This window comes from Acidicapsa ligni, assembly GCF_025685655.1.
Classification (GTDB): domain Bacteria; phylum Acidobacteriota; class Terriglobia; order Terriglobales; family Acidobacteriaceae; genus Acidicapsa; species Acidicapsa ligni.
Genome location: NZ_JAGSYG010000005.1, coordinates 328,891 through 345,036, shown reverse-complemented (window position 1 = coordinate 345,036; position 16,146 = coordinate 328,891). Strand labels below are relative to the sequence as shown.

Annotated in this window: 15 protein-coding genes; 8 read left to right on the top strand and 7 right to left on the bottom strand. The window is 55.0% G+C overall.

Annotation, left to right across the window (positions count from 1 at the left end; translation table 11 throughout):
* Window positions 1-960 precede the first annotated feature (960 nt).
* A complete protein-coding gene (locus tag OHL19_RS18285) occupies window positions 961-1,974 on the top strand; it encodes a glycosyltransferase family 2 protein (RefSeq protein WP_263359252.1) in 1,014 nt (337 codons plus the stop codon).
* A gap of 28 nt (window positions 1,975-2,002) precedes the next feature.
* On the opposite strand, the gene OHL19_RS18280 is transcribed toward OHL19_RS18285, so the two are convergent.
* Window positions 2,003-2,527 carry a hypothetical protein gene (locus tag OHL19_RS18280; protein ID WP_263359251.1) on the bottom strand — a complete coding sequence of 175 codons (525 nt, stop codon included), beginning with the start codon at window positions 2,525-2,527 and terminating at the stop codon, window positions 2,003-2,005.
* Window positions 2,528-2,591: 64 nt separating this feature from the next.
* Between OHL19_RS18280 and OHL19_RS18275 the strand changes: the two genes are divergently transcribed.
* Window positions 2,592-4,031, top strand: a complete 1,440-nt coding sequence (locus tag OHL19_RS18275; protein ID WP_263359249.1) for a hypothetical protein — start codon at window positions 2,592-2,594, stop codon at window positions 4,029-4,031.
* A 144-nt stretch (window positions 4,032-4,175) separates the two neighbouring features.
* Here OHL19_RS18275 and rfbD read toward each other — a convergent pair whose 3' ends face one another.
* From rfbD to OHL19_RS18255, 4 genes are all read right to left on the bottom strand, one after another.
* Window positions 4,176-5,078, bottom strand: a complete 903-nt coding sequence (gene rfbD / locus OHL19_RS18270; protein ID WP_263359248.1) for a dTDP-4-dehydrorhamnose reductase — start codon at window positions 5,076-5,078, stop codon at window positions 4,176-4,178.
* The gene (rfbC, locus tag OHL19_RS18265; RefSeq protein WP_263359247.1) at window positions 5,078-5,623 is read right to left on the bottom strand and encodes a dTDP-4-dehydrorhamnose 3,5-epimerase; all 546 of its coding nucleotides are present in this window, start codon (window positions 5,621-5,623) and stop codon (window positions 5,078-5,080) included. The genes rfbD and rfbC overlap by 1 nt, the downstream gene beginning before the upstream one ends.
* Window positions 5,620-6,519, bottom strand: coding sequence for a glucose-1-phosphate thymidylyltransferase RfbA (gene rfbA, locus OHL19_RS18260; protein WP_263359266.1), 900 nt, complete (start codon window positions 6,517-6,519; stop codon window positions 5,620-5,622). Before rfbA ends, rfbC begins: the two co-directional genes overlap by 4 nt.
* A 136-nt stretch (window positions 6,520-6,655) precedes the next feature.
* Window positions 6,656-7,156, bottom strand: a complete 501-nt coding sequence (locus tag OHL19_RS18255) for a MogA/MoaB family molybdenum cofactor biosynthesis protein (protein ID WP_263359246.1) — start codon at window positions 7,154-7,156, stop codon at window positions 6,656-6,658.
* A 123-nt stretch (window positions 7,157-7,279) separates the two neighbouring features.
* Here OHL19_RS18255 and OHL19_RS18250 point away from each other — a divergent pair, with 123 nt between their 5' ends.
* On the top strand, window positions 7,280-7,849 hold the full coding sequence (locus OHL19_RS18250) for a glutathione peroxidase (protein WP_263359245.1): 570 nt from the start codon (window positions 7,280-7,282) through the stop codon (window positions 7,847-7,849).
* A 129-nt stretch (window positions 7,850-7,978) separates the two neighbouring features.
* Here OHL19_RS18250 and rhaT read toward each other — a convergent pair whose 3' ends face one another.
* Window positions 7,979-9,046: an L-rhamnose/proton symporter RhaT gene (gene rhaT / locus OHL19_RS18245; RefSeq protein ID WP_263359243.1), complete on the bottom strand. Its 1,068-nt coding sequence runs from the start codon at window positions 9,044-9,046 to the stop codon at window positions 7,979-7,981.
* 189 nt (window positions 9,047-9,235) lie between these two features.
* On the opposite strand from rhaT, the gene OHL19_RS18240 reads away from it, so the two are divergent.
* The gene (locus OHL19_RS18240; RefSeq protein WP_263359241.1) at window positions 9,236-10,483 is read left to right on the top strand and encodes a DUF6786 family protein; all 1,248 of its coding nucleotides are present in this window, start codon (window positions 9,236-9,238) and stop codon (window positions 10,481-10,483) included.
* A 46-nt stretch (window positions 10,484-10,529) separates the two neighbouring features.
* On the opposite strand, the gene OHL19_RS18235 is transcribed toward OHL19_RS18240, so the two are convergent.
* Complete coding sequence (locus tag OHL19_RS18235) at window positions 10,530-11,168, bottom strand: MarC family protein (protein ID WP_263359240.1); 639 nt, start codon at window positions 11,166-11,168, stop codon at window positions 10,530-10,532.
* A gap of 319 nt (window positions 11,169-11,487) precedes the next feature.
* Between OHL19_RS18235 and OHL19_RS18230 the strand changes: the two genes are divergently transcribed.
* The 4 genes from OHL19_RS18230 to OHL19_RS18215 all read left to right on the top strand — a co-directional run bounded on the left by OHL19_RS18230 (window position 11,488) and on the right by OHL19_RS18215 (window position 16,083).
* Entirely contained in the window at window positions 11,488-12,384 is an 897-nt protein-coding gene (locus OHL19_RS18230) for a ThuA domain-containing protein (RefSeq protein WP_263359239.1), read from the top strand.
* 50 nt (window positions 12,385-12,434) lie between these two features.
* A complete protein-coding gene (locus OHL19_RS18225) occupies window positions 12,435-13,607 on the top strand; it encodes a Gfo/Idh/MocA family protein (protein ID WP_263359238.1) in 1,173 nt (390 codons plus the stop codon).
* 30 nt (window positions 13,608-13,637) lie between these two features.
* Window positions 13,638-14,597 carry a sugar phosphate isomerase/epimerase family protein gene (locus tag OHL19_RS18220; protein WP_263359237.1) on the top strand — a complete coding sequence of 320 codons (960 nt, stop codon included), beginning with the start codon at window positions 13,638-13,640 and terminating at the stop codon, window positions 14,595-14,597.
* Between the two features lie 82 nt (window positions 14,598-14,679).
* Entirely contained in the window at window positions 14,680-16,083 is a 1,404-nt protein-coding gene (locus OHL19_RS18215; protein WP_263359236.1) for a multicopper oxidase family protein, read from the top strand.
* Window positions 16,084-16,146: the final 63 nt, after the last annotated feature.

Here is a 16,146-nt window from a genome sequence, read left to right as displayed (position 1 = left end):
CCGTTATCCCAATAATTAATCGACCCAAGATTCAACCCAACTCGCTTCGTCGTCGGACGCACAATCGACTGATCATTCAATACAACACTCTGACACTCAACTCGCAAGATACATAACTGCACAAACAGAAACGAAAGAAAGAACATAAAGGATGACTTCAGGAAACGGCCTGCAGCAAATCGGTTCTGCGATGGCATCGACACAAATGTCATAGTTATAACTCCTCAAGAATCAAATTGACATCGAAGTGGGATTCCCTAATGCTGCATTATGGGCTCCACAAATACCTGCTACCGGCTTCTTCGCCCTCAAGACTCTATTGCGTTACGTTACTTAAGAAACGCAAAGAGAGATGGAGTTTGGACGCACCAATGCGCAAGCAAAAAAACAGTTTTGAACGCATCCTGTGCAGATATTCTGGGGGAGTGAACAGCTATTCAATCTGCGCGAAACATTCGCGTCTCTAGGATCACGCTACACCAAGGAAATGTATGAAATGTAAATACATCAATCGCTTTGCCTGTGGCTACGCAGCAGTCTGGCTGCCGTCGCGCTGACGCCCTTAATCCTGGACACTTGTTTAAATACTACCAAGGAAACTTCAATATCTTCGCCACTTAATAAAGGTTGATTCAATATAGATTCGATATCTCAATACTCATCCAGCAATCTTTAAGTAGACACAATAGTCATGTATATCCTGAAAGTCTAAGTAGTTGTCCAACATTCGAACAATCGAGGAATAACTTTCTGCAAATCTCGATATCTTCGTCCCATTTCGGAACACTTATCTGGCAAGAATTTGCATTTGTTAACTTTTATTCCTTCGTATCTTTGAAAATTCCAATACAACTATCGGGTTTTGCCAGCAAGAATCCATTCGCTACAATAAATTGTTGACTCACACGCAATTCAACTTCTGACACCACGCACGTTCCGGAAAGGAAACCGCCGGATTCCATGACGCCAGACGATTCCCCTTCCTACGCTTTTGATATCTCTCTGATTCTCGTTTCATTTAACACTCGCGAAGTGCTGCGCGAATCTCTTCAGTCTGTTGCGCGAGAAACCAACAATCTCCGCATCGAGACCTTCGTTGTCGACAACAATTCTCACGATGGTTCCGTGGAGATGGTGGAAGCCGAATTCCCCGGCGTCCGCATCTTCCGCAGTTCGGTCAACCTGGGATTTGGCGCGGCCAACAATGTTGCTCTTGAGGTCGCCCAGGGCCGCTACGTCGTGCTGCTTAACTCCGACGCATTCCTCTGCCCTGACTCCCTGCGGCTCTCTGTCGAGCACATGGACGCGCATCCTGAAGTTGGCCTGGCTGGTGGTCGCCTCGTGGGTCGCGATCTTGCGTTGCAGCCCTCGGCCCGCATGTTCCCCAGCGTCTTCAATGACTTTCTCGTCATGACCGGCCTTGCTGCAAAATTTCCGAAGTCCCGATTCTTCGGCAGCTTCGATCGAACCTGGGCCGACCCAATGGAAGCCGCGGAAGTTGACTGGGTCCCGGGGGCGTACTCCATTATTCGTGCCGACGCGCTGAAGAAAGTCGGCTTCTTCGATCCTGACTTCTTCCTCTATTCCGAAGAAGTCGATCTCTGCCTGCGCATCAAGAAGGCAGGTTACAAGATCCTGTACTGGCCGGATATCGTCGTGATTCACATCGGGGGCGAATCTTCGCGTCAGATCAAAACGCTGGAAATGTCCTCAGCTGGAGCGCAGCTAATTCGCTGGCGCATGCGCAGCACCCTGCTCTACTATCGCAAGCATCACGGTATCGGAGCATGGATGGCAAAGATGCTTGAACTCGTTCTCTACCGGCTCATCGTACTGCGCAACAGTATCAGCAGCGAACCCCGGCGAAAAGAACGTGCCGCAAGAAATCGCAATCTCGCTCGCCTCATGCACCAGGCATGGGAGGACACCAATGGCGGCCGTACATCCCCACCCCGCCCATGGAAATTCGACTAATTAGCTAGTGGATTGTTGATAGCCAGCCTCAAAAACGTCGGCTGTCTTTCAACAATCCAAAGCTCGTGAACAACCCAAGCCCGAGCCACAACAAGCCAATCGCCATCACGCCTCCCAGCATTGCGTGAAAGACGGCATCCAGGTAGTGATACGAGAGCGTCTCAGCACACCAGAGTCCGACTGAGAGCAGTGTTCCCACAGTAGCCATCGCTGCGGCTGGCATGCCCCGAAATCGCTTCGACACCCAGATCACAACGCCAATTACGGCAGCGGCCAGCACCAGCAGCGCGATCAGTTGCGGCGAACGACGAAGCTGGTAGACGCCTTCACTCTGCGCCCGGCGCATCCAGAACTCATGCAGCATCCATCGCCAGTTGAAGATCATGTCCAGCAACAGAAGCAGTTGCGCGATGGCAACAGCCGTCAGCCAGGATTCACGTCTACCGCTTTTGTTGTACTGTATCCATGCAACCGCACAGGCCAATAAGGACATCCCATAGCCGACCACTCCGCAAATTTGCGTAGACGAAACCTGCATACTCGAGAGAACCATAATCTATGCTCTACTTTATTCAAGATATTCGCCGAGTCTACGGATATCTTTATCAGGTGCTCTGATGATTCCTCCCCTGGTCGCCCTGTTCGCCTGGCTGCCCATCAGTCTTGTGCTTTACCGGCGTTTTCCCGTCCGGGTGGCCCTGCTCATGAATTTTGTGGGCGGATGGGCCGTGCTCCCTGCGGCCAATTACACGCCGACTACCGTCGAGTTCCCCTACTGGATTTTAGGTACCAGCCTCGAATCGGACTACTTCATCACCAAAGCCACGATTATTGGCCTCGCCGGTCTGCTCGGGATCCTCATCTTCGACCGCGACGCATTCAAGCGTTTTCGGGTTACGGTGTGGGACATCCCCATTATCATGTGGTGCCTGGCGCCACTGCTATCCGCGATAGCCAACCCGGATAACTTCTCTGAGGGTATTCGTGGCGCGGTTTATCAATTTCTTGCCTGGGGCAGCCCGTATCTGCTTGGGCGCTTGTACTTCACCGAGACACAGTCCCTGCGCCTCGCCGCCAAGGCCTTCGTTATCGGCGGCCTGGCGTACATTCCCATCTGCCTGGTGGAGATCGTCACCGGCCCGCGCCTATATGTCTTGCTGTACGGCTATCAGCCTCTCCAGTTAATTGGTGCGGACCGTACAATCGGCTACCGCCCGATAGGCCTTCTCGAAAACGGCAATATGCTCGGCATATGGATGGCAACCGCCTCCATCATCGCCATCTGGCTCTGGGCCCGCCGCACCGCTGACTCCATTCTGCGCATCCCCATCAGTGTCGTTGCGATTGCGCTCTTCGTCGTGACCCTCTTCTGCCAATCGACTGGCGCAATTATCCTGCTGCTCGCTCTGGTGCCTTTTGTTTTTGTAGATCCACGCCATCTTTCGCGCGCCGTCAGTGTGCTCATTGTCTTCGGAGTTCTGTCCTTCGCAGGCCTGCGCATCGCCAACGTCGTTTCGTTGAGGACTCTGGTCAAGCAAAACAACACGGCACACGCCGCAGCCAGCTTCCTGAAGCACATCGGCAAAGGTTCTTTCGGATGGAGACTCTCCCAGGACGAACGCCACATCAACATTGCGTTGGAGCAGCCTCTACTCGGCTACGGCCAATGGAACTGGTGGCAGCGCGGCTTTGAACGCCCCTGGGGCCTCTGGCTGCTTTCCTTCGGCATGTACGGCATCATCGGGCTGGCTGCGCTGGAAGCCGTCCTGCTCATCCCGGCATTGCGTGCCGTCTGGTTTCCGCTGGCAAGGTCCGATATAGGCTACATGAATCTGCGCCACACGCTTTCCGCAGCCGTACTCATGTCGGCTATCGACAGCCTGTTGAACAGCGCGATCCTGCTGCCACTCCTGCTTGTCATCGGCGGTATGAGCATCTGGTCGACCACGGACACGCCCGTTGAAGTCGATCCCGTAACGGCAAAAGACCATCCCGGCCGTGCTCCGACACGAATCAAGCTGATCCGTGCTCCAGATGGAACGATTAAACCGTTCTAGGCAATTTTCAATTCAGGTATGGATAGATTTGCCATTGATAGATGTGCGGTTTTCCCATCCTCGCAGCGCGTTTGCTGTAAGGATGGGAAACCAAATATTCGCCCAAGATCCCTGTATCTAAAAGCGAAAACTTCCAGCCCAAAACTACGCCTTCGACGCCGTCTCTGCCTTTAGCAAAACCACTCGCGTAACTTCATCCAGGGCATCTTCCCAGTGCGGCATCTGTATCCCGAACTGCGCAGTGAGTTTGCTGCAATTCAAGCGGCTATTGTGCGGTCTGCGCGCCGGAGTCGGATACGCTTCTGTAGGAATCGGCAGCACTTCAGGAGCCTTCTGCTGCGATGCAAATCCAGCAAAGATAGCCTTGGCAAACCCGAACCAGCTCGTCGCACCACCACAAGCCAGGTGATACACCCCGCTCGCGCCAGCCTGAACTTCGCCAAACGTCAGTTGCGCCAATATATTCCGAGTGGCCGTAGTAATCGCTTCTGCCGAGGTCGGTGCACCGATTTGGTCGTCAACAATCGTGAGCCGATCCCGCTCGCGCCCCAGCCGCAACATCGTATGCAGAAAATTTCGTCCTTCCGCTGCATACACCCAACTGGTACGTAGAGTCACATGGCGGCAGCCCGTCGCCGCAATCGCCCGTTCGCCATCCAGCTTGGTCTGCCCATAGACACTCAACGGCCCCGTCGCGTCCGTCTCGACCCACGGCTTCGATCCCGAACCATCGAAGACATAATCAGTCGAGTAATGAACGAGCCAGCCTTTGGTCCGCTGCACTTCCTCTGCAATGACCCCGGGAGCAATCGCATTGACCGCGTGCGCCAGTTCACGCTCCTGCTCCGCTTTATCGACAGCCGTGTAGGCCGCCGCATTGATCACAATTTCAGGCCGAGCCGCACGAATCGCGGCTCGTAATGCATTAGGATTCGCAAAGTCCAACTCAGCCCGCGTCAGCGCCGTGAGTTCTGTCTCAGCAGCTAACGTCTTCGCCAGTTGCATGCCCAGTTGCCCGCCTGCTCCAAGCAGTAAGACTCGAGACATTATGCGAAAACCTCTGCGTCGGCAAACAACGCACCGACAGCATCCTTCGCAGAGAGAATCGCCTTGTCTGGCGCGATTTTCCAGTCAATCGCCAGCTCCGGATCGTTCCAGAGAATGGTGCGCTCTGCCTTGGGAGAGTAATACTCGGTCACCTTGTAGCTCAGCGCCACCGTCTCCGTAAGGGCAGCAAAGCCATGCCCGAAGCCAACAGGAATCCAAACCATCCGCGAATTATCTCCGCTCAGTTCGACCGTCGTATGCTGGCCAAACGTAGGCGAGCTGCGTCGCAAATCGACAATTACGTCAAGCGCCGCGCCTGTGATCACCCGCACAAGTTTCCCCTGCGGCTCGCCAATCTGATAATGAATACCGCGAACAACATTGGCCTTTGAAATGGAAAAATTATCCTGCTTCCACTCCGCCGGCAGACCCAGCTCAATCATCTTAGCCAGGTTAAAAGTCTCAAAAAAGACACCCCGGTCATCGCGAAACTGGCGCGGTTCCAGCACCAGCACTCCGGGCAGAGAGGTTTCCGTTACATTCACAGCAAACCCTCCGAAGCAGAAAGCACAAACGGCTCATCCAACAATCCCAACAGATATTCGCCGTAGCCGCTCTTCTCTGCCCTGCGGGCCAGCGCCTTCAGTTGCTCGGCATCGATCCAGCTCTTGCGATAAGAGATCTCCTCGGGACTCGCGACCTTCAATCCCTGACGCTGCTCGATCGTCTTGATGAACAGCCCAGCCTCAAAGAGCGAGTCATGTGTGCCCGTATCCAGCCACGCCATGCCGCGGCCCATCACCTCGACCCGCAGATTTCCCTGCTCCAGGTACAGCCGGTTAACGTCTGTGATTTCGAGTTCGCCACGTGGCGAGGGCTTTAGATTCGCTGCAATCTCAACCACCGAAGCGTCATAAAAATAAATGCCCGTCACCGCATACCGCGACTTTGGCTTCTTCGGCTTCTCTTCAATACTGATGGCGCGCCCATCCGGCCCGAACTCCACCACGCCATAGCGCTCTGGATCGTGCACAGGATAAGCGAATACCGTTGCCCCTTCCGTGCGCGTAGCCGCAGTCGTAAGCAGTTGCCCCAACGATTGCCCATAGAAAATGTTGTCGCCCAGAACCAGCGCGCAGCTCTCGCCGCCGACAAACTCGCGGCCAATAATAAAGGCCTGCGCCAATCCCTCAGGCTTAGGCTGCACTGCATAACTCAGCTTCATGCCCCACTGGCTGCCGTCCCCCAGCAGCGCCTGAAAACTGGGCGTGTCCCGAGGCGTCGAAATGATCAACACCTCGCGAATTCCCGCCAGCATCAGCGTCGAAAGCGGATAGTAAATCATCGGCTTGTCATACACCGGAAGTAGCTGTTTCGAAACCACTTGTGTGACCGGATACAACCGCGTCGCCGATCCGCCTGCCAGAAGAATACCCTTCATCATTCCCTCAATATCCCGGCGAAACGTTCTACATCCCGCCCATAATTCCAGAGCAAGAATAGATAACTTCCTCGCCAGGAACCATTCTTCTTTCGTGCCATGCGGCACTAACCCGGATGACCTATAAGGATGAGACCTAATCCTTCGGATGCAGCGCACCACCAGCCGCCACGTCCAGCGCATGAGGCAGCAATGGCAGAATAACGGAAAGATTTTCAACCGCACCCCGCTCGCTACCCGGCAGATTCACAATCAGAGTTTTGCCCTTCAATCCAGCGACCGCCCGGCTGAGCCATGCAAAACGATAACCCGGCGCACTACCGGCACGCATCGCCTCCGCCAGACCGGGAACCTCGCGATCAATCACCCGCCGCGTCGCCTCCGGAGTTACGTCCCTAGGCCCAAGCCCCGTTCCGCCAGCGGTCAGAATCAGCTCATATTCCTGATGGCAAAGCTCGCCCAGCAGAGTCACGATTGCGTCCTCGTTATCCGGCACCAGCCCACGCCCAATCGTTCCAGGAGGATTCGCTCCCGGCCACTGCTGCGAAAGCAGGCGTACAACCGCAGGGCCGGTCGCATCCACCTGCAACCCAGCCGAGCACCGATCCGAAATAGTTACCACCGCAAATCCAGCCATCCAGCCAATGCTAACTGATAGCCCCCATAGCCAGAAGTTTCCCTTGTCCCGAAGCGTTTCCCTGCTCCGCGCGTAAATCACCCGCAATCAGCTATCATCGACCTGTTCTCTTCTGGAGGAACAATGCGCAAACTCGCCCTTCTCTGCCTGTCTCTTGGCCTCGCCGCTGCCGCACTCATCCCAGCGATTCACGCTGCGGACGCCAAGTCCATCTACGACTTCACGCTCAAATCCATTGACGGCCAGCCCACGCCGCTTTCCGCGTATCACGGCAAGGTCGTACTGCTGGTGAATGTGGCCAGCCGCTGCGGATTTACGCCGCAATACACCGCACTCGAATCCACCTACGAAAAGTACAAGAGCCGCGGCTTGGTTATTGTCGGCATTCCAGCCAACAACTTTGCCGGACAGGAACCTGGCACCAACGAAGAGATCAAAACTTTCTGCACGAAGAAGTACAACGTCTCTTTTCCGATGATGTCCAAGGTTTCCGTCAAAGGCGACGACAAGACGCCGCTCTATCAGTTCCTCACCAGCAAGTCCGCAGACCCCAAGCTTGGTGGCGAAATTCAGTGGAACTTCACCAAGTTTCTCTTCGACCGGAACGGCAATCCAGTAGCCCGGTTTGAGCCTGCCGTCACGCCCGATTCGCCTGAAGTTGCAGCCGCAATCGAATCGGCACTCAGCCGCTAATACGCAAAACCGCTAGCACGCAAAGCAAGGAACATTCTTTAACCGATATTGAATCTGAAACGCCGGAAAAAGAATGTTCCTTCTGCGCTTATCTACCAGTGCAGTTATCTACATGAGTTACGCAACAACCTAGCGCGTACTCAGAAGATTTCCATAACCGACCACGGCCGTGGAAGAGACCAGCACCAGCAGCGTCAGAAAGACCAGCACTTTCGTCCGTCGCCCGACACCTCGCCACTCATGCAGAGCAATTCCCCACAGCGTGCTGAAGATGATGATGCTCGCCATATGCAGAGTCCAACTTGAGAAGCCATATTTCTTGCCCATCTGCGTCTCGCCCATCGTGTAGAAGAAAAACTGTAAATACCAGGTAAATCCGGCGATTGCAGAAAATAGATAATTCTTAAAAATAGACGCGGTCTGCGTCCTGCCTACTGGCACCTGCAGATATTCGCCGTATGTCCGATTGCGAAGACTGAGTGCGGCGCACCATATGCAGTTCGTCGTAAAGCCACCGGCCAGCACAACGATCAGTACCGGCAGCCCCTGCCACATGATGGATGTGCCATGCTGCAATGTGAGCAGTTTAATCGGATCGCCGGCAGCTAATCCGAAAGCGAAACACGCGCTCATGATGCCTGCGAATGTGGCAACTGCCAACCCCAGCTTCAGGTTAAATTCCGGTACGTCCGCTTTCTGCTGCTCCGGCGAAAGTTCCCGGTCCTTTGAGACCCCTGCTGCTCCGGCAAACAGAATTCCCAGCATGCAGATGCCGATTCCGATCAGAATCACGATTCCCGATCTCTGCTCCAGCAGCGCGTGAAACTGTCCGCGAAAGATCGGCGGGATGAGCGTCCCGAAGACGGCGGTATATCCCAGCGCTACCGCCATGCCCAGCGAAAGCCCGAGATAGCGCATAGCCAGCCCGAAGGTCAGTCCGCCGAGTCCCCAGAGCGCGCCGAAAAAATAGGCCCACCAGATTGTCGCGCCTGGCGCTTCATGCAGAACTGCGAACAGATCCTTCGTCAGCAGCCCAGCCAGCAGGACAGGCGCAATGATCCAGCTCATCACTCCGGCGACCAGCCAGTACGTCTCCCATGACCAGCCTTTTACTTTGCGAAAAGGAACGTAGAAGCTGCCAGCGGCCAGACCGCCGAGCCAGTGCAGAAGAACGCCCAATATCGGATTCGGGACCAAAAGCAGAGTTCTCCTGATCTGGAAACTTTATGTTTAATGAAATACGAGCGAATCGTATGGCACCTAAACTATAGCTGTCAATGCATGGATTCTATTGCCGCGTTATCCCGCCCGGGATTTAGCCTCTTTTGATTTTTTGGTTCGAATAGGAAATACTTCGTCAGGCATTTTCGCCATCGATGAGGCTGCATGAAATTTTCCGCTCCGCGAATCACAATCGCCCTGGTTGCCATTTTCATGTTGACCACTTCCGCCATTGGCCATGCTCAATCTGCCCAGGCTAAAACCTTCAAGAGCGCGGTAGATCTCGTCAATCAGCATAGTTCCCTGGTTGTTCTGGCGGATTCGTCCTCCGGTGCATCCATCGCGGTTTGGCCTGCGATGCAGGGCCGAGTGTTGACCAGCTCTGCGGATGGTCCGAACGGCCACAACTTCGGCTGGATCAAGGAAGACCTCGTCGTCTCCGGAAAGCTCGATCCGCACATGAACACGATTGGCGGCGAAGACCGCATCTGGCTTGGCCCCGAAGGCGGCCAGTTTTCCATCTTCTTCGCCCAGGGAACGCCTTTCGATCTGGCGCACTGGTATACGCCGCCTGCATTCGATTCACAGTCCTTTGACGTTGTGGGCAAGACCAGCAAGTCTGTCAGCTTCCGCAAAACGCTTGAACTAACCAACTACTCCGGCACGAAATTTCATGTCCAGATTGATCGCACGATTGATTTGCTCACATCGGCCCAGGTGTGGGAGCACGTGCATCTGGCGCCAGTAGCTGGCGTAAAGGTTGTCGGCTTCCAATCGAATAACAAACTGACCAATCTCGCACCGCAAGCGTTCAGCAAATCGACAGGTCTGCTGTCGCTCTGGGTATTGGGGCAGTTCCGCTCATCGCCTCATGCCGAGATCATTCTGCCCATTCGCAGCGGACCGGTCGACAAGCTAGGAACCCCGGTAACGACGGATTACTTCGGAGCTGTGCCTGCAGACCGAATTCACATTGGAGACAATGCTGTTTTTCTGAAGGCCGACGCTAACTACCGCAGCAAGATGGGACTTAGTCAGGCGCGTTCCAAGGGCGTTCTCGGCAGCTATGATCCAGACAATCACGTGCTTACGGTCGTTCAGTTCAGCCAGCCATCAACGCCAGCGGATTACGTGAATGCCGCGTGGAAAATTCAGGAACATCCATTCAAAGGCGATGCGGCAAATTGCTATAACGATGGGCCGCCCGCTCCAGGCAAGCCTCAGTTCGGCCAGCTTTATGAACTGGAATCGTCCTCGCCTGCGGTGGCACTTGCCTCTCACGGGACATCGCATGACTCAGTCGAGCACGTGCAACGCACCATGCATTTTGTAGGAACCGCACAACAGCTAGATGCAATCGCCAAAGCTGCGCTTGGTGTATCGCTCAAGGACATTCCAATCAGCAAAGACTAGACGAGATGGAAGCAATATCCGGTGAAGCCCCGTGAAGCGCCTTTGCTCATCGAATATGCAGCGTCACCGACTCTATCAACGCTTTAGCCCCGTTCCAGGTGATCTGCACGCCGATACAAACCAGTAGAAAGGACGACAACTGGGTGATTACAGTCATCCCGGTCGGCCCGAGGATTCGTGCCAGGCGATCGGCAAATCCATAGCAGAGCAAAATGCTGACCGCGATCAGCGCCAATCCAATCAGTGCCGCCAGGATCGTCAAAGGATGGTACGCGTGATGGAGAGCCGCGTTCGCGCCCAGCGTGAGCGCCGCCGAGATAGATCCAGGGCCTACGGTTAATGGCAATGTCAACGGATAAAATGCTCGGCGGATTGCATCCTGCGGCTGGACGGTTTTCTCCACACCCTGCTTTTCATCGTCTCGCGGTTTCAGCAGCGACCATCCTGTCGCAATAACGATCAGACCTCCACCGACCTGGACTACCGGCAGCGAAATCCCGAAAAAGGCGAGCACGTAAGTCCCAATAAAATACGTCGCTACCAGCAGCGAAAAGCTGTTGACTGCAATGCGCCAGGACAATGCTTTTCGAGCTTCCGGTGAATATTCCCGGGGCAGTGCCAGGAAAAAAGGGCTGCCTCCGAGAGGGTCCACTATAGGGAAGAGCGTCACGAGAACCAGAAGCATAGTTTGAGCTGCTTCCTGCATAAGTCTATCCTCGGATTGTAATCGATCTCGATTGCGGTTAAACCAAGGGGACGGATGACAGACGGGTGTATGGATCGGGCTGGATGAATCAGGGTTGCGTGTTTGATCCTGGACCAAATAGACTTCTGGCGAGCGAAGTTTGCCCGAACCACGTACGCGAAGCCACGCCTCATCCTGACGCGCAAGACCGCACGATCAATCGACACGGTGAAATAGAGTCGGGACACACTCCGCTGAGCTGAACAGCTTGCGGATCATCTTGTGATTTTGAACCATTTTCATGCAATAAGGAGCTGCCTTGCGCCTCTTCCGAAACTCTCTTTCTCTCGTTGTTTGCGTAACAGCCTTGTCTGTAGCCATGCTGAGCGATTGCGCTTGGGGCCAATCTGCGGAAGTTGCGCCGTTGCCGCCTCAACCGCACGCCAAGCAGATTCATCTCAAGCATGTCCTGGTCATCGGCCAGACAAAAGGTTTCGAGCATGACTCGATTTCGTCTGCAATGGCGGCCGTATTCAACATGGGCAAAGAGTCCGGCCTGTGGGATACCGAGATGCGCACCGACACAGAGCTGCTCACCAAAAAAGATCTGAAGAATAACGCCAAAAATCTGAACTACTTTGACCTGATCGTTTTCACCAGCACAACAGGCGAGCTGGACATGGACGCAAGTCAGAAGGCAGACATGCTTTCGTTCATCAAGGAAGATGGCAAAGGCTTTGTCGGTATTCATGCCGCGCTCGATACCAACTACACATGGCCGGAGTACGGGGAGATGATCGGCGGCTGGTTTGACCAGCATCCCTGGATGACGTTCAACGCACCAATTCTCACAGAAGATTCGGATTTCCCTGCGACGCGCCACTTCCCTAAGTCCTTTGTGAAGTACGACGAAATCTATCAGCCCAAGACATGGTCGCGGGATAAGGTCAATGTCCTGCTGAGCCTTGACCCTTCCCGGCTGGACTACTCCAACAATCCACGCATTCACCGCGCCGACCATGATTTTCCTGTCGCATGGAGCAAGATGTACGGCAAAGGACGCGTTTTCTACTCCACTCTGGGCCATACCGAAGAGTCGTGGGACGATCCTGACGTTCGCAAGATGTACTTTGAAGCCATCCGCTGGGCACTCTGGATGACCGACGGAAGCACGGCGTCACATGGGCGTCTGCCTTCTTCTGCCCAGGCTCACTAAGGTAAGCTGCAAGCAGATTGACTCGGCAAGCGAGGTACACATAGAGCGTTATGAAGCGAATTGGCATGGGACTCATTGGTCCCGGTTTTGTTGCAGCACATCACATTGATGCCGTCCGGCGATTGGGCGACGTGGACGTCGTCGCCATCGCCGGATCTTCACAGGAATCTGCCGAGCGCAAGGCTCGCGAACTGAAGATCGATCGAGCTTATGGGGATTTCCATGCCCTGATCGCTGATCCGGATATTCAGGTCATCCACAATACAACGCCGAATTATCTGCATCTGCCGGTTACACTTGCGGCGTTGGCAGCGGGCAAACATGTAATTTCGGACAAACCTCTGGCGCTGAATCCGCAGGAGGGGCGCATACTTCGCGATGCTGCGGTGGCAGCAAAGGTGGCGCATGTGGTCACGTTCAACTATCGCGGAAATCCTCTGGTGCAGCAGGCACGCGCGATGATTGCCAAAGGCCAGAACGGCGATGTCAGCTTCGTTCACGGCCACTATCTTCAGGACTGGATGACCGATCCGAACGTCTACTCGTGGCGCTCCGATCCGGCCAAGGGTGGCGCGACTTCTGCCCTTGGGGATATCGGCTCGCACTGGTGCGATCTAGCGGAGCATATCTCGGGATTGAAGATTGTTTCAGTGCTTGCGGACCTGACCACGGTCATTCCTGAGCGCTACTCTACGGGTGCTTCGGGTGAGGCATTCTCGGCAAAGCGAACCGGCGATAAAGTACCGGTTACCGTGCAGTCGGAGGATCTTGGCAGCGTACTGCTGCATTTTGATGGCGGGGCCAAAGGATGCTTTTCTGTAGGGCAGGTTTTGCCAGGTCATAAGAACGATCTGGTGCTTGAGGTGAACGGTAAGCTGAGTTCGCTCAAGTGGAAGCAGGAGCAGCAGAATGAACTCTGGATCGGCCACTATGACCAGGCGAATTCCCTGCTGGCAAAAGACCCCTCGCTCGTTCTGCCGGAAGCGCAGCGCTATACGCACTTGCCGGGTGGACATCAGGAATCGTGGGCCGATGCTTTCTGCAATCTCATGCGCGATGCATACGAATGGATTCACGCAGGCGGTGCTCCAGAGGCCAGGCCGTCGATGTTGCCGACTTTTGAGGACGGCTATCGTTCGACCTGCCTGGTCGATGCAATGCTAAGAAGTCATGTTGCCGGGAACGTGTGGCAGCGGGTAGAGTTCTTTCCTGAGGCAAATTAGTTACGGACGGAAACAAGGAGATCGAACGCAATGAAACTGGGAGTGTTTACCCCCTTACTGTCCAAGCTTCCGTTGGAAGAAGTGCTGGCGAAGCTGCAAACCCTGGATATTCACACCGTGGAATTAGGTACGGGAAACTATCCGGGCAATGCGCACTGCAAGTTGTCGATGCTCGAAGATGCGTCGGCTTTGCAGGGGTTCAAGACCAGGCTGGCTGATCAGGGTACGAGCATCAGTGCTCTGAGCTGTCATGGCAATCCGCTGCACCCTGACCCTGCACAGGCAAGGCTGGCGCAGGACGTCAATCGCAAAACAATTCTGCTGGCGGAGAAGCTTGGAGTAACAGAGGTCGTTGATTTTTCGGGATGTCCGGGAGATTCGCCCAACGCCAAAGCGCCTAACTGGGTAACTTGTCCGTGGCCGCCGGAGTATCTGGATGTGCTGGCCTGGCAGTGGGAGCAGGTGGTTACTCCCTACTGGATTGAGCGCGCAAAGTTTGCCGCGGATCATGGCGTACGCATCGCTATCGAGATGCATCCGGGCTTCGTGGTCTACAACCCTGAAACGATGTTGCGGCTCCGCGAAATCGCCGGTCCATCCATCGGATGCAACTACGATCCAAGTCACATGTTCTGGCAAGGCATCGATCCAATTGCCGCGATTCGCGTGCTAGGCGATGCGATCTTCCATGTTCACGCGAAGGACACGCAGCTCTACTCAGCCAACCTGCCGCGCACCGGTGTACTCGACACCAAGCCGTATACGGATGAGCGCAATCGAGGCTGGATCTTCCGCACATGCGGTTATGGGCATGGCGCCGAGTGGTGGAAGGAATTTGTTTCTACGCTGCGCATGTTCGGTTATGACAACGTTCTCTCGATTGAGCATGAGGACAGTCTGCTCTCGCCGGAAGAGGGTCTCACGCGAGCGGCGGAGTTCCTCAACGGAATCATCCTGAAAGAAAAGCCTTCAGCCGCGTGGTGGGTCTAGCAGGACTGAGATCTACCAGCAACGGACTGAATATGCATTCAATCGTACTGAACACGGAATCCAACAATGGCGGTCGAACCCGATGAATCGTAGAAGTTTTCTCTCTTCGGCAGGAGTGCTGCTGGCAAGCCAATCCATACCGCGGCTTCTGCCTGCGCAGGCCAATCAAAGCCCGGGCAAGCTGAAAGGCAAGCCCGACCACACACTTCGCATTGAGCCCTGCACGCTCGACATCGGACCCGGCGTGAGTATCAAGACAACTAGTTATAACGGACAGGTCCCCGGGCCGCTGCTGCGGCTGCGCGAGGGAGTTCCGGTCACTATCGATGTCACCAACGCCAGCACGGAACCCGACCTGGTTCACTGGCACGGTCTGGCAATCGATTCGTTGAACGACGGCGCGATGGAAGAAGGTTCGCCGATGATCGGCCAGGGCAAAACGCAGCGATACACGTTTACCCCCAAGCCATCCGGAACGCGCTGGTATCACACCCATGCTGCAGCGTATGAAAATCTCTCCCTCGGCACCTACACTGGGCAGTTTGGCTTTTTGCTGATTGAGGGCAAAGAGGAACCGGCGCGCTACGATCAGGAGTTCAATCTCGCCATCCATCACTGGGAGCCGTCGTTCGTTCCCATGGTTCAGATGATGCGCGAGCAATCCTCCAATGTGCCCCAGACCAGTGGTTCGGATGTTGGCTATAAATACGCCACCATCAATGGCCACATGCTCGGCGCAGGCGAACCAATCCGCGTCAAGCAGGGGCAGCGCGTACTGCTTCGTCTGCTCAATGCAAGCGCGACGGATAACGTTGTACTCGCATTGCCTGGGCACAAGTTCACGGTCATCGCCATGGATGGCAATCCAGTTCCGAATCAAAAGAGCGTCGAAGTTCTTTCGCTTGCGGTTGCAGAGCGAGTCGATGCCGTCGTGGAGATGAACTCTCCCGGTGTCTGGATTCTGGGTTCAACGCTCGAAAAGGCGCGGCAGATGGGCCTGGGCATCGTGGTCGAATACGCCGACAAGACGGGCACCCCGGCATGGAAAGATCCAGAGCCGGTCGACTGGGATTACACGCAGTTTGCCAATACAACCACGGCTGCTACACCGGATGAGACTTTCGTTTTGACCTTCCGCGATATTGGCCCGAAGCGTGGCTCGAACTTCGATATCTGGACGATCAATAACAAGTCCTGGCCGGAGATTGAACCGCTGATCGTGCATCCCGGCAAGCGTTATCGGATGGTCTTCCGCAATGGCAGCGGCGATCAACACCCGATCCATCTGCATCGCCATACATTTGAAATCACGAAGATCGGCGACAAGCGTCTGAGCGGGCTGATGAAGGATGTCATCAACATCATGCCGCTGGATACGGTGGAAGTCGACTTCGTTGCGAATAATCCTGGCGACACACTGATGCATTGCCACCAACAATTGCATATGGACTATGGCTTCATGCAGTTGATCAAGTACGCAGGTTGAAAAGCGGCTCGTGCTGGAGCGTGTTGCTCCAGTCAGTTCGACCGGTTATCTCTACCAGCACCA